11 protein-coding genes are annotated in these 13,199 nt (G+C 54.1%); 8 read left to right on the top strand and 3 right to left on the bottom strand.

The features are described 5' to 3' along the window. Positions 1-143: 143 nt before the first annotated feature. Positions 144-1,670 (top strand): phospholipase D family protein, encoded by a 1,527-nt coding sequence (locus ACTHPM_RS17935; RefSeq protein ID WP_440396391.1) that lies wholly within the window; start codon positions 144-146, stop codon positions 1,668-1,670. Between the two features lie 79 nt (positions 1,671-1,749). Here ACTHPM_RS17935 and ACTHPM_RS17930 read toward each other — a convergent pair whose 3' ends face one another. Then, complete coding sequence (locus ACTHPM_RS17930; protein WP_440396392.1) at positions 1,750-2,577, bottom strand: ABC transporter ATP-binding protein; 828 nt, start codon at positions 2,575-2,577, stop codon at positions 1,750-1,752. Positions 2,578-2,825: 248 nt separating this feature from the next. Then, positions 2,826-4,331 (bottom strand): cardiolipin synthase, encoded by a 1,506-nt coding sequence (cls, locus tag ACTHPM_RS17925; RefSeq protein ID WP_440396393.1) that lies wholly within the window; start codon positions 4,329-4,331, stop codon positions 2,826-2,828. 266 nt (positions 4,332-4,597) lie between these two features. Here cls and ACTHPM_RS17920 point away from each other — a divergent pair, with 266 nt between their 5' ends. The 7 genes from ACTHPM_RS17920 (at position 4,598) to ACTHPM_RS17890 (ending at position 12,039) form a co-directional block, all read left to right on the top strand. Continuing rightward, a complete protein-coding gene (locus ACTHPM_RS17920) occupies positions 4,598-5,197 on the top strand; it encodes a TetR/AcrR family transcriptional regulator (protein ID WP_440396394.1) in 600 nt (199 codons plus the stop codon). A gap of 17 nt (positions 5,198-5,214) precedes the next feature. After that, positions 5,215-5,562 carry a DMT family transporter gene (locus ACTHPM_RS17915; protein ID WP_440396395.1) on the top strand — a complete coding sequence of 116 codons (348 nt, stop codon included), beginning with the start codon at positions 5,215-5,217 and terminating at the stop codon, positions 5,560-5,562. Next, positions 5,562-5,876 (top strand): DMT family transporter, encoded by a 315-nt coding sequence (locus ACTHPM_RS17910; protein ID WP_440396396.1) that lies wholly within the window; start codon positions 5,562-5,564, stop codon positions 5,874-5,876. Before ACTHPM_RS17915 ends, ACTHPM_RS17910 begins: the two co-directional genes overlap by 1 nt. A 92-nt stretch (positions 5,877-5,968) precedes the next feature. Continuing rightward, entirely contained in the window at positions 5,969-6,421 is a 453-nt protein-coding gene (locus ACTHPM_RS17905) for a carboxymuconolactone decarboxylase family protein (protein ID WP_440396397.1), read from the top strand. Positions 6,422-6,618: 197 nt separating this feature from the next. Continuing rightward, complete coding sequence (sigJ, locus tag ACTHPM_RS17900; RefSeq protein WP_440396398.1) at positions 6,619-7,530, top strand: RNA polymerase sigma factor SigJ; 912 nt, start codon at positions 6,619-6,621, stop codon at positions 7,528-7,530. A 318-nt stretch (positions 7,531-7,848) separates the two neighbouring features. Then, positions 7,849-8,775: a TetR/AcrR family transcriptional regulator gene (locus ACTHPM_RS17895; RefSeq protein WP_440396399.1), complete on the top strand. Its 927-nt coding sequence runs from the start codon at positions 7,849-7,851 to the stop codon at positions 8,773-8,775. A 36-nt stretch (positions 8,776-8,811) separates the two neighbouring features. Continuing rightward, positions 8,812-12,039 carry an efflux RND transporter permease subunit gene (locus ACTHPM_RS17890; protein WP_440396400.1) on the top strand — a complete coding sequence of 1,076 codons (3,228 nt, stop codon included), beginning with the start codon at positions 8,812-8,814 and terminating at the stop codon, positions 12,037-12,039. 221 nt (positions 12,040-12,260) lie between these two features. Here ACTHPM_RS17890 and ACTHPM_RS17885 read toward each other — a convergent pair whose 3' ends face one another. Continuing rightward, positions 12,261-12,944 (bottom strand): TorD/DmsD family molecular chaperone, encoded by a 684-nt coding sequence (locus ACTHPM_RS17885; RefSeq protein WP_440396401.1) that lies wholly within the window; start codon positions 12,942-12,944, stop codon positions 12,261-12,263. Positions 12,945-13,199: the final 255 nt, after the last annotated feature.

Below are 13,199 nucleotides of genomic sequence, written 5' to 3'. Positions count from 1 at the left end.
CCGCCGTGCAGCTTTTCCTTATCGGGCCATTTAGAACCGTGCTGCTTCAAAAGGGAGGCTTTGACGTTAATAAACAGTCGGATGGCCGGACAAGCTCCAGCCAGGAAAACAGATGTATCGCATCATACATAAGGAGGATTACGATGGGACAACACACGGTGCAGGATAAGGGCTCTCTTCCAGCCGGGACCGCAGCGGACATCGAGCCTGCGGGCAAATCACAACCGCATAAGCATCGCAAACGCCGCTGGGCCTTCTTGATTCTTGCCCTGCTGGTGCTCTGGCTCGCTGGCGTCATGGTTTATCAGACCAACAAGCCCCTCCCTCCCGGCATTTCCTATGAAAGTCCGCTTTACCACGTGAAGCAGGTCCGCTTTCTCCGGGATTTAACCTATCCGGACCCGACCGGCAAAGTCGTCAGCGATCAGCAGATTCTTCAGCGGATTCATGAAATCGTGGATGATTCGCGAAAGTTTCTGGTCATCGACCTGTTTCTGTTTAATGACTATACGCATAAGGACCAGCAATTCCCGAAAATCAGCCAAGAGCTTACGGACAAGCTGGTTCGGCATAAGCGGGATTATCCCGATATGGATATCGTGCTGATCACGGATGACGTGAACACGAATTACGGCTCGGCCCCCAATCCGCTGCTGGAGCAGCTGAAAGCCGCCAGAATTCGCGTCATCGTGACCGACGTGGACCCGCTTCGCGATTCCAATCCGATCTATTCCGCGGTATGGCGCACCTTTTTTCAGTGGTTCGGGCAATCCGGCAAGGGCTGGCTGCCGAATTTGATGGCGAACGGCGGTCCCAAGATGACAATCCGCTCATACCTGAAGCTGGTCAATGTGAAAGCCAACCATCGCAAGGTCATCGTCAGCGAGAATACGGCCCTGGTCTCCTCCGGCAACGTCCATGATGCCAGTGCGTATCATTCCAACGTGGCCTTTGAGGTTCAGGGACCGATTATCAAGGATATTCTCGCTTCCGAACAGGCGGCCGCTGATTTATCGAACGGCGGCAAGCTTCCCGTATACGCTCCGGACAGAAATGCGGGGACCGAAGAAGGTCCGCTCGGCGTACGGTATTTGACCGAAGGCAAAGTATACAAGTATGTACTCCAGGAAATTGACGCTGCCCAAAAAGGCGATACCCTCTGGATGGGCATGTTCTATATTGCCGACGAAAAAGTGCTGACGGCCTTGCTGGCCGCTGCCGACCGCGGGGTGGACGTCCGCCTGCTGCTCGACCCGAACGAGAACGCCTTCGGGCAGGAGAAAATCGGTATTCCGAACCGTCCGGTGGCCGCGGAACTAAGGAAACGTTCGAAGGAGCGCATCGCGATCCGTTGGTACCATACCACGCAGGAGCAGTTCCATACGAAGATGATGTATATCCGCAAGCCTCAAGGCGAGTCCATTATCCTCGGGGGCTCCACCAACATGACCCCGCGCAACCTTGACAATTACAACCTGGAGAATGATTTGTGGGTATCCGTACCGGCGGGAGACCCGCTGGATCGCCAGATGACGGAGTACTTCGACCGGCTGTGGAACAACAAGGGGGGCTCCTTCAGCCTGGATCTGAGCGCCTACCAGGAACAGTCGACCTGGTTCAAGGACGTGCTGTTCCGCATCCAGAAGGCGCTGGGATTTACGACCTTCTAGAAACCGCTAGACGAGCCTCCGCTGCAAACGCAAAAAAGGTGTTCCGCCTTCTGGCGGAACACCTTTGATATATATCACGCTATTTCTCGCAGACAGCCTTCAGCTGACAGCGTTCGCCGCAAATCCGTCCTTTACCGTGCGGTACGCACATCGGCGTGCCAAAGATCGGGTCCTCGGCGATCAGGCAGTCCATGCAGAACACTTCCTTGACCATTTGAGGCGTCAGGACGTCTTCGGGGGCTCCGGCACAGTATACGCCTTGATCCTTCACCGCGATCATATGATCCGCGTAGCGGCATGCCAGGTTCAGATCATGCAGCACCATGACGATGGTACGGCCTTGTTCGCGGTTCAGCTCATACAATAGATCCAGCACTTCGATCTGATGGCTTAAGTCGAGATAGGTCGTCGGCTCGTCAAGCAGAATCAGATCCGTATTCTGGGCCAGCGTCATCGCAATCCACGCGCGCTGCCGTTGTCCGCCCGAAAGGGAGTCCACCGTACGATCCGCAAGACTGGACAAGTTCGTCATCGCCAGCGCTTCGTGAACGAGTCGTTCATCTTCCTCGCTCCACTGCTTCAGCCAGGATTGGTGAGGGTAACGTCCCTGCTTGACAAGCTGGAGTACTGTCAGGCCCTCCGGCGCAGTCGGCCCCTGCGGCAGGATCGCCATGTTGCGGGCTACTTCCTTCGTCGATGTGCGGTGTATTTCTTTGCCATCCAGAAGCACAGAACCGCTTTTCGGTCTGAGCAGGCGCGCCAGCGAGCGCAGCAGCGTGGACTTGCCACAGCCGTTGCTGCCGATCAGCACGGTCACTTTGCCTTCAGGCACATGCAGGCTCAGGTCCTTAATAATCTCCGTATCTCCGTAACTGAGCGTCAGCGCTTCCGTTTGCAAAAGGGTCATCGCCGGTTACCTCCCCATTCTCTGTTCTTCTTATCAGACGTCATCCTACACGACAGATCATTTTTACAGCTCTAAGTATATGTGTTTTGACACGGCAATCCGGTCAAATATTTGTCTTTTTCATGAAAATATCCACCCGCGTACGAATGTGCGAACGGTTCCCCTATTTATATGAGGAATGATAATCATTATCACCAATATAAAAGGTTACGCCCCTGCTGTCAACTAACAACCGGCTTCCATCCCCGCTATAACAGCGGGGACATCAGGCGGGCGAGCGACTCCATGAAGCGTTCGGATAGTCTTTTTTTCATGAATGCATCGGGAATGATTTGCTTGGTGGACTTCAGGTCGCGTTCAAAATCCGAGACGATGCGCTGTACGCTGTCTGTCTGCACCAACAGTGCATTGACCTCGAAATTCAAGTGGAAGCTCCGCATATCCATGTTGGCCGTACCGATCGTTGCCACTTCGCCGTCGATAATGAGCAGCTTCGAATGCAGAAAGCCCTTCTCGTATTCGTAAATCTGGACGCCAACGTCGAGCAGCGACGGAAAATAGGAATGGGAAGCCAGGAACGGCAGCCACTTATCCGGCTTCGCGGGGAACAGGATGCGGACGTCCAGGCCCGACATCGCTGCCACGCGCAGGGACGTCAAAATGTCGTCATCCGGTATGAAATACGGCGTCGCAAGCCACACTGATTTTTGCGCGGACGTGATCATGGAGAAAAAAATGTTTTTGAGCGTGCGCCGGTCATTGTCCGGCCCGCTCGGGATAATCTGCACCGCGCCGGTGCTCTGCTCGGAGAGCAGCGGCGACAGATATTCGGCCTCCAGCACCTTTTCCCCGGTCATGTAGTGCCAGTCCTGCAGAAAAATGATTTGCAGCGTTCTTACCGCCTCGCCTTTCACGGACATGTGGGTATCGCGCCAGAATCCGTAGGCGGAGCTTCGGCTCAGGTACTCATCCCCCACGTTCAGGCCGCCGATGAAGCCGACATTGCCGTCGACGACGACGATTTTGCGGTGATTGCGGTAGTTGACCCGCGACAGGAAGAAGACCTTCGAACTGCCGTAAGCCACCACCTGCACGCCCGCGTTCGACATTTCCTGCAAAAAGGATTTGGGCAGCTGCATGCTGCCCCAAGCGTCATACATAAAGCGGACATGGACGCCGGCCTTGGCCTTCTCGATCAGAATGCGCTGAATCCGGGTCCCGATATCATCCGCGCGGTAAATGTAGTATTCCATATGGATATGATGCTTGGCCTTCTGCAGCTCCTGCAGCAGCGTCGAGAAGGTTTCTTTGCCGTTGGTCAGAATTTTGGTTTCGCTCGAGAAGGAAATCGGCGTACGCGCCAGTCTTTGCGACAACCGCAGGAGCTGCTGCTGCATCGGGCTGAATGCCGACAGGTCCTGGTGCATGCGCACCTGCCCCTCCTCCAGCCGCTCGTAGGTTTTCAGATCCTGCTCCGCCTTTTTGTCGAACTTGCGGCGTTTGAAGTAGTTTTGCCCGAACAGGAAATAAAAAAGCAAGCCTACGACCGGCACGAGCGCCAGCAGCAAAATCCAGGCCATGGTGGAGGAAGGGTTTCTATTTTCCATGAAAATCATGAATCCGAGCGATACGACCGTCAGGGTGGAGAAAATACTGACGATGGTACCCGCCGTTTTACCGAAAAAGCCGAAGCCGAAATAATAAAAAGCAAATAATAACCCGGCTACCAGAACTGCCTGTATTCCCTTTCTCATGTCTTCCCTCACTTATATATTCACTTTAACAATCAAGCAAGGCTTGACCTTGTACATATCAAATAACAAAAGTTATTTATATAAAATGAACTGTCAATTTATATAGCAAGCTATATTTTACATGAATAGGGCCCATCTTCCTATATGCTTCGAGAAAAAAACGCTTGCTCCGTAAAAAGTCGCAGGCTCTCCGCTTGACAGGAGACCGATTTCGTGAAAAGATACAACCTAACGATCGTTAGTTAGTTTGAGTGGAGGCAATAACAATGAACGCAAAACGCACGCTGCTCGATACCGCGCTGGCCCATTTTGCCCAGGAGGGCTACGAAGGAGCTTCCCTGCAAAAAATAGCCGAAGCCGTCGGCATCAAGAAGCCTTCCATATATGCGCATTTCAAGGGAAAGGACCATTTGTTCCTCAGCACGCTGAAGGATGCCCTGAAGGCGGAAAAACGCCGGATTACGCGCTATTTTATCAGCCGCAAAGACCAGCCGCTGGAGACTCGCCTGCATGATCTTCTGGAGTTTCTGCAGGAGGAGTATGACCGCAGCAGTGAGAGCAAGTTCGTGCTTCGCATGGCGTTTTTTCCGCCTTCGATCCTCTATGACGAGGTGATGGAGCTGATCTATCCATTCCTCGATTCGATGGAAGGACGGGTCGTACGCCTGATGGAGCAGGCGAAATCGGGCGGGTCGCTGAACATCGCGCGTCCGGAGGATGCCGCTGTGGCCTACATGACGCTGACGGACGGCATTCTGGTGGAGATGGTATACGGCGGGGCCGCGGGTGCGAAGCGCAGATTGAAGGCAGCTTGGCCGATCTACTGGGCAGGCATTCAAGCCGCTGAATCCCGGAAGGAATCCTAAAGGAGGAGAAGAACATCATGAACCGGCATTGGTTATTCGTTATTTTGGGCGGGGTTGTCGAGGTGCTCTGGGTGTCAGGCCTCAAGCATTCGAGCAACGTCTGGGAATGGCTCTTAACGGCAGTCGCCATTATCATAAGCTTTTTTCTGATCATTGAAGCGTCGAAGCATCTGCCGGTAGGCACCGTCTATGCCGTCTTTACCGGCCTTGGTACGGCAGGCACCGTGGTGACGGAAATGCTCGTCTTCGGCGAGCCCTTTCGCTGGTCGAAAACCCTGCTCATCCTCGTGCTCCTGGCGGGTGTGGTAGGTCTGAAGCTCATCACGGGTGAAGAAGGAAGCAGCAAGAAAGGAGCGGATGCGTAATGGCATGGGCAGCCATCGTGCTCGCAGGCTTCTGCGAGATTTTCGGCGTCATTGGAATCAAGGGCGTGTCCCAAAAGAAAGGCTTCGGGACCTATGTACTCATGCTTGCGTCCTTTGCAGGAAGCTTCCTGCTTCTCTCCTACGCCATGAACACGCTCCCTATGGGTACCGCCTATGCGGTATGGACCGGCATCGGCACCGTAGGCAGCACGATCGTCGGCATGTTTCTGTTCGGCGAGCCGAAGGAATGGCGGCGGGTGCTGTTCATCGCGATGATTCTCGGCTCGGCCGTCGGGTTGAAAATCATTTCTTAACGGATGTCACAAATCCGAAGCCTCTTTTGTCTTCTCTAATGCAAGGATGTAAGAGCATCCTGCGGAAGCGAGAAACAAGGAGGAGAAATCTCATGCAAATGCGTTTAAATTACCGCACCGCCAATCCGGAGGTGCTGCAGGCGATGCTGTCTCTGCAAAAATGCGATTCGGCTTCATCGGTCGATCCTGTACTTCATGAGCTGCTCAAAATCCGGGTGTCCCAAATCAACGGATGCGCGTTTTGCCTCGATATGCATGCCAAGGATCTGCTGAAGCTCGGAGACTATCAGGAGCATATCCTGCTGCTGAGCGTCTGGCGCGAGGCACCGGTATTCACAGAGAAGGAGCGTGCAGCGCTGGCATTGGCCGAGGCGGTAACGAAGATTTCCGAGAATGGCGTACCGGAAGCGGTATATAAGCAGGCGAGGGAATATTTTGACGAGAAAGAATTCATGGACATCATCCTGGCGATCAACACGATCAACTGCTGGAACCGGATCGCGATCTCCACGGGCATGTTCCCGGGATGTTACGCAAGATCATAACCCTATGTCATCACAAACTTATAACGGAAACCCTGTCCTGGTATAAAGGCACAGGGTTTCTTGACGTACCAGGACTAAAAATGGTGAAATATTCCATAGAACCGTAGTGCATATGAAAAGGCATGCTTTCGATGAATATGAAATTAAACACCATTGCAAGTATAGGATTACTTAGACACTCGGGAGGCTCGCGGATCATGCAAAATACCGAAATCGAATCGCTTTACCGCACATACCGCTCCTACGCCCTATCGATTGCCTACCGCATGCTGGGCACCTACGGCGATGCCGAGGACATCGTTCAGGATCTGTTCGCGGAGCTTGCGGTAAAGCATTGGCCGGATGTTCGGAATACCAAAGCCTATATCGCCAAATCCGTGACGAACCGCTGCCTGAATCTGCTGAACTCGGCGAGGAAAAAGCGCGAGGAATATATCGGGGAGTGGCTGCCCGAGCCTGTGGCCAGTTCGGCGGAGCTTCCGGAGCTGGCAGCCGAGCAAAAGGATACGCTGTCCTTCGCCTATCTGCTGATGCTGGAGCGGCTCAGTCCGGTGGAGCGGGCCGTCTTCCTGCTGCGGGAGGTGTTCGAATACGATTATGAACAGGTGGCAGACATGACAGGCAAGACGGCGGCCAACTGCCGCAAAATTCTCAGCCGGGCGAAGCTGCAGCTGAAAGACAGTGAACGGCCTTCTTCTCCCATCGCGGAGGCGCAGCGGAAAGCTTTGGTAGAACGCTTCGCGGACGCGTTTCTTCATTATGACACCGAGGCGCTGCTCGGTCTTCTGGCAGAAGATGCGGTACTGATCTCCGACGGAGGGGGTGCAGTGCGTACGACGATCCGGCCTATCTTCAGCCGCGAGCGTCTCCTGAGGCTTCTGACCTCGCCCAAAGCGTACAGAGATTTGCGTACCTGGAAGGTGCAGATGGCGGATATGAACGGCGAGGCGGGGCTTGTGTACATCCTTGACGGGGAAATCCAAGCCGTATGCTGCTTCCGCCTGACAACCGACGGCAAGCGTCTGCAGCACGTATATATGATCAAGAATCCCGCGAAGCTGCGAGCGATGCAAGCTTATTATGATCAAACCTCGCCGGGATTCCGATGATTTTTTCGCGACCAACCCGTGCTTGGTCCGTATAAGATGGATAGGTCAGCCGCCAGCTTCCCGGCGGTTTTTTTAATGATGCGAAACCGGCGTCCCGGAGCCGCTGCCAGTCGTTCCCCTGCGTCAAAAGGCATCGTTCGCGGCTTACCTTAAGCCGGTGCATACATATCTTGAATCCACGCCTCATTCCTTCCCAATCAAGGGGCTCCCGCAAGCTTGCTCCCCATATTTGAATCCATCCCAGCTTTTGTATTATAATCATCCTGACTACACGGTCAAATTGAGAACTCAAGCGTTCAGAAAGGAGTGAATGTTCATTTGTCTGAGAAATTAGCGGACAAAAAGAAACAGATTCTGAAGACTGCCCTGCAGCTGTTCTCCACCCAAGGGATTTCATCCACCTCCATGCAGGAGATCGCCGAATACTGCGGGATGTCCAAGGGGAGCCTGTACTTGCATTTCAAGTCCAAGGAAGAGCTTGAACAGAGCATATACCTCTACTGCGAGGGGATGGTCCGCGACAGCGTCATGCAGGTGGAGCAGGAGCATCTTCTGACTCCCAAGGAACAGCTTCACAAGCAGGTCGAAGTTCTTCTGAACCGTTTGGTAGAGCTGCGGGAATTCGCCATCATGCAGCTGCGCGACCAGCATACGAGCGGCAAAAAGCTTCAACCGGACGATTGCCTCCGCGAGAAGCATATCACGGCGCTCAACTGGTTCCTGAACAAGCTGGCGACCATTTACGGACCCGAAGTGCAGCCTTACGGGATAGATCTGACCCTGTTCGTCAGCGGCATGCTCGGCGGGTACATACGCATGCTGATGATTCCCGGACTGCCCCTGAACATCCGCAGGATGGCCGAGCATTTGATCATGCTGCTGGATGATGTGGTCGCAAGCACCGTTCGCGGGGGCAGGGAACCGCTTATTGCCACGCAAGTGTGGTCGGAATGGCTGGATAAGTACATGGTCGACGCGGGCAACCCGCGCCATCCGCTCATGGTCACCAAGCAGATGAAGGATAAGCTGAAGGAGATCGGCATGGACAAGGAACAGCAGGAATTCGCCCTTGAATCGATTCAGATCATTGAAAAAGAGCTGCTGGATATCGACCCGCGCAAAGCCATCCTCACCGGCATGATGAGCAACCTGGAGCAAATTCCGGAGCTCTCGCCGCTGAGCCGGGAACTGAAGGACATTTACCAGCTGTACGTGAACTCAAGGTTGGCCGTTCCCGAACGTTAATCGAAAGGTATATAGAGAGGAGTAGGAACCTGCACAATGAAAGGTATTATTAATTTTTCCCTCAACAATAAATTCGCAATCTGGATTCTGACCATCATCGTCGCCGCGGCTGGTCTTTACAGCGGCCTTGCGATGAAGCAGGAGACGATTCCGAACATCAACATTCCGTTCCTGAGCGTGACTGCCGTGTATCCGGGCGCAGCGCCTGAAGGCGTCGTTCAGGATGTGACCCAGCCGCTCGAGCAGCGCCTGCGCAATGTCGACGGCGTGAAGACCGTCCAATCGACCTCCATGGAGAATGCCTCCAACATCGCCATGGAATTCGACTATGGCACCGATTTGGATCAGGCGACCGCGGCTGTCCGCGAAGCACTGAATGAGGTAACGCTGCCCGAGGGGGTACAGAAGCCTACGATTTCCAAATTCAGCATGAGCTCCTTCCCCGTCGTTTCCATCAGTGCATCCGATGATGCCAACGATCTTGAGAAGCTGACCAAGAACATCGAGAATCAAGTGGAGCCCGTGCTCGAGAAAATTCCGGGCGTCGCTTCCATCTCCATCTCGGGTCAGTACGTCAAGGAAGTGCAGCTGAAGTTCAATAAGGAAAAAATGGCCCAGCTCGGGCTTTCCGAAGATACAGTGAAAGGAATCGTCCAAGGCTCGTCCATCCGCGTACCTCTCGGCCTGTTCACACTGGATCAGTCCTCGAAGGCCGTTGTTGTGGACGGCAATATTATTACGCTGGACGATTTGAAAAAACTGACCATCCCCGTGGTCCCTAGCTCTGGCGGAGCAGCCTCTGGCGCTGCGGGTCAAGGTGCGGCAGGCCAAGGTGCTGCGGCCCAGGGAACAGGCGGCCAGGGAGCACCCGCTCAAGGTGCGAATGCTGCCCAAGGCTCCAATGCGGGTGCTGCTGGCGGCGCGGCCGTGCAAGGCCAAGCGCCTCAAGGCATGCCTGCCGGCATCCCGACCGTGAAGCTCAGCGATATTGCCGACATCCAGACCATCGGCAAAGCGGAATCCGTATCCCGTACGAACGGGAAGGCATCCATCGGCCTGCAGATCGTCAAAGACAACGATGCCAACACCGTCGATGTCGTCAATGCGGTGAAGGACAAAGCCAAGGAACTCGAAGGCGAGTTCAAGGGCATGAACCTGACCATTCTGCTTGATCAAGGCAAACCGATCGAAGATGCCGTATCGACGATGATGAGTAAAGCCGTATTCGGCGCTTTGTTCGCCGTCCTCATCATTCTGATCTTCCTGAGAAACATCCGTTCCACCATTATTTCGATTCTGTCCATTCCGCTCTCCCTGCTGATCGCCCTCCTGATCCTGTGGAGAATGGACATTACCTTGAACATGATGACCTTGGGCGCGATGACCGTGGCCATCGGCCGTGTCGTCGATGACTCGATCGTCGTCATCGAGAATATTTACCGGCGCATGACCAGCGGCGGCGAGAAGCTGCGCGGCCGTGAGCTGGTTCGCGAAGCGACCCGCGAAATGTTCGTGCCGATCATGTCTTCAACGATCGTAACGATTGCCGTGTTCCTGCCGCTTGCCTTCGTCAGCGGCATGGTCGGCGAGCTGTTCATGCCGTTCGCGCTTACGATGGTATTCGCGCTTCTGGCATCGCTGCTCGTCGCGATTACGCTCGTGCCAATGCTCGCGCATTCCCTGTTCAAGAAAGGCATCAAGACATCGAAGAAGCACGACCACGACAAGCCGGGCAAAATGGCCCGCGGTTATCAGCGCATTCTGAATTGGTCCCTATCCCATAAGCTGATCACCTTCGGCATGGCCGTCATCCTGCTCGTAGCGAGCATGTTCCTGACACCGCTCATCGGTACCAGCTTCATGCCGGATCAGGAAGACAAATACGTCATGATTACCTACGCTCCGGAGCCTGGTGCCCAGCTTGAAGCCGTAGAAAAACGCGCGCTTGACGCAGAAAAGTACATTCTGGACCAGCCGAATGTCGATAAGATGCAGTATTCCATCGGCGGCAGCGGCAACCCTCTCGGAGGCGGCTCTTCGAACTCGGGATTGTTCTATATCGAATACAAGAAGGACACCAAAGACTTCGAGAACGTGAAGAAGAACCTCGTCGAAGGCTTGAAGAAGCAGGTTACCAAAGGTGAATGGTCAACCATGGACATGACCGGCGGCATGGGCGGAAGCTCGCTCAGCGTCAGCGTGTTCGGCAACAGCCTGGAGGACATCAAGCCGGTATCCGATCAGATTCTGAAGCTGGTTGAAAAAGATACCAAAAACTTCGAAAAAGCAAAAACGAGCCTGTCCAAAGCCTATGACCAGTACACCCTGATCGCGGATCAGCAGAAGCTCAGCTCCATGGGGCTTACCGCAGGTCAGATCGCCATGAAGCTCAGTCCGGTGCGGGAACGCCCTGTCCTGACCGAGATCGAGGTCGATAACAAGGAATACAAGGTCTATATTGAGGCGGACAGCAAGGAATATAAGAGCATTGACGATATATCGAACGAAACCGTGACGTCACCGCTCGGCATGAATGTGCCGATCAAAGATGTTGCCAAAGTCGAAAAAGGCACATCGCCGGATACGATTACGCGCACCGACGGCAAGATGGTCGTTAACGTGACGGCCAACATCTTATCTTCGAATGTCGGTCAGGCCTCTTCGGACCTGCAAAAGCAAATCGACAAAATCGAGAAGCCGGACGGCGTCGAGATCAAGTTCGGCGGCACAACGGAACAGATCAACGACACCTTCACGCAGCTCGGCCTCGCCATGGCGGCAGCCATCGCAATCGTCTACTTCGTGCTCGTCGTCACCTTCGGCGGCGGACTCGCGCCGTTCGCAATCCTGTTCTCCCTGCCGTTCACGATCATTGGCGCGCTTGTCGGCCTGTGGATCGGCGGCGAAACGCTGAACGTATCGTCCCTCATGGGTGCGCTCATGCTGATCGGTATCGTCGTCACGAATGCGATCGTTCTGATCGACCGCGTCATTCACAAGGAACGCGAAGGATTGTCCACGCGTGAAGCCCTGCTCGAAGCGGGTGCGACCCGTCTTCGTCCGATTCTGATGACGGCCCTGGCTACCATCGGAGCCCTGCTCCCGCTGGTGTCCGGACTGGAGGGAAGCGCAGGTATCATTTCCCGCGGTCTCGGTATAACGGTTATCGGCGGTCTGATCAGCTCCACGCTGCTGACGCTTGTCATCGTGCCAGTCGTGTATGAATTCCTGATGAAATTCCGCAAGCGCAAAGTGGAAGAATAAATATCACTAATGTTTCAGGTTTAAAGAGCAAGGACGCGTTCTTTCCCTCACGGGAAGGAACGCGTCCTTTTTTACATGCCTAACTGCAGACTTGATACAGCCTTTGAAACATTCAGCCCATATGGGCATAACTTTCCCCCTTGAGCGTTCCGGTTTGCCACGTGATTAATCCGGACACACCAAAAAGCGCGTGCCTGTAAACAGGCACACGCTTCATTCTTCTAAGCCAGCTCCTCGCGCAGCAAACGAAGCATCTTCAGATCATAGGGAATAAACTCGCCTACGATATGCCCGATCTCGCGATACAGCGGCGTCCGGGCAAGCGACGTCAGCTCTTCCGACAGCTGAGGCGTCCATTGCAGCAGATGATTCTCCAGGAAATCAATCTGTGTATCAAGCCACATCAGCTGGCATTCCGGCAAGCCCTGCGCATCATCCATATGCTCGCCGGCCACAGCGATGAATTCAAGTTCGATCGCCAGATGATCATCCTTCTCGCTCCGCAGCTTGTTAAATACGATGCCACAGCCTGCGTAAGCCTCCCGAGTTTGCTGCAGACACCGCTGCCCGCTGCGCGGGTCCTGCGCACGGTACACGCTTTCGCAGATGCAAGGGAGGAGCGCATCAGGTCCGGCAAAGAGCCGCTCGTACTCTATCGTTTCAGCTTGGCATGCCTCCGTCAGCTCGCAGGGCTTCAGTTGACTTAAGTACTGCTGCAGCCTCCGGCCCCCTCCCGTCAGCGCCATCTCCTCGCGCATCGCCGCCTGCCGCTGCCATGGAGCGATCTGCGACAAGGCCGGCGGATTTTCCAGAAAATCAATCAAAAGCTGGTATATCCAGCCCCTTCCCTGAAGCCAGCGGTCTGCCTCTACGGTGTTCAGCATCGATTCCACAGTCGTCGTCATCACCGATTCCTCCTTAATCAAAGTCCATATCATAAATTGTCTCCGTTCCTGCTGAGGGAATTAAAGCTAAGCCTAATTCGATCGTAAGTCAAGACAAGATAAATTGAACTAAAGAAAGGGAAAGCAGATAAACTTTAGTTCATTTTATATAGATAACGCTTTCTTCTTCCTGATCTAACCTTAACTGAAAATGGATGCCCTATATGTGATATTATTCACATCTTTTGCCGGAACCACAATAGATATTTCAAATTT

This window comes from Paenibacillus sp. SAFN-054 (assembly GCF_051966755.1).
GTDB lineage: Bacteria > Bacillota > Bacilli > Paenibacillales > Paenibacillaceae > Paenibacillus_AQ.
This window is presented reverse-complemented; position numbering and strand designations above follow the sequence as displayed.

Coding starts and splice junctions, on each gene's coding strand:
- sigJ (WP_440396398.1), top strand. CDS start 6,619: ATGCAAAATACCGAAATCGAATCGCTTTACCGCACATACCGCTCCTAC.
- cls (WP_440396393.1), bottom strand. CDS start 4,331: ATGAGAAAGGGAATACAGGCAGTTCTGGTAGCCGGGTTATTATTTGCT.
- ACTHPM_RS17915 (WP_440396395.1), top strand. CDS start 5,215: ATGAACCGGCATTGGTTATTCGTTATTTTGGGCGGGGTTGTCGAGGTG.
- ACTHPM_RS17930 (WP_440396392.1), bottom strand. CDS start 2,577: ATGACCCTTTTGCAAACGGAAGCGCTGACGCTCAGTTACGGAGATACG.
- ACTHPM_RS17920 (WP_440396394.1), top strand. CDS start 4,598: ATGAACGCAAAACGCACGCTGCTCGATACCGCGCTGGCCCATTTTGCC.
- ACTHPM_RS17885 (WP_440396401.1), bottom strand. CDS start 12,944: ATGACGACGACTGTGGAATCGATGCTGAACACCGTAGAGGCAGACCGC.
- ACTHPM_RS17905 (WP_440396397.1), top strand. CDS start 5,969: ATGCAAATGCGTTTAAATTACCGCACCGCCAATCCGGAGGTGCTGCAG.
- ACTHPM_RS17935 (WP_440396391.1), top strand. CDS start 144: ATGGGACAACACACGGTGCAGGATAAGGGCTCTCTTCCAGCCGGGACC.
- ACTHPM_RS17910 (WP_440396396.1), top strand. CDS start 5,562: ATGGCATGGGCAGCCATCGTGCTCGCAGGCTTCTGCGAGATTTTCGGC.
- ACTHPM_RS17890 (WP_440396400.1), top strand. CDS start 8,812: ATGAAAGGTATTATTAATTTTTCCCTCAACAATAAATTCGCAATCTGG.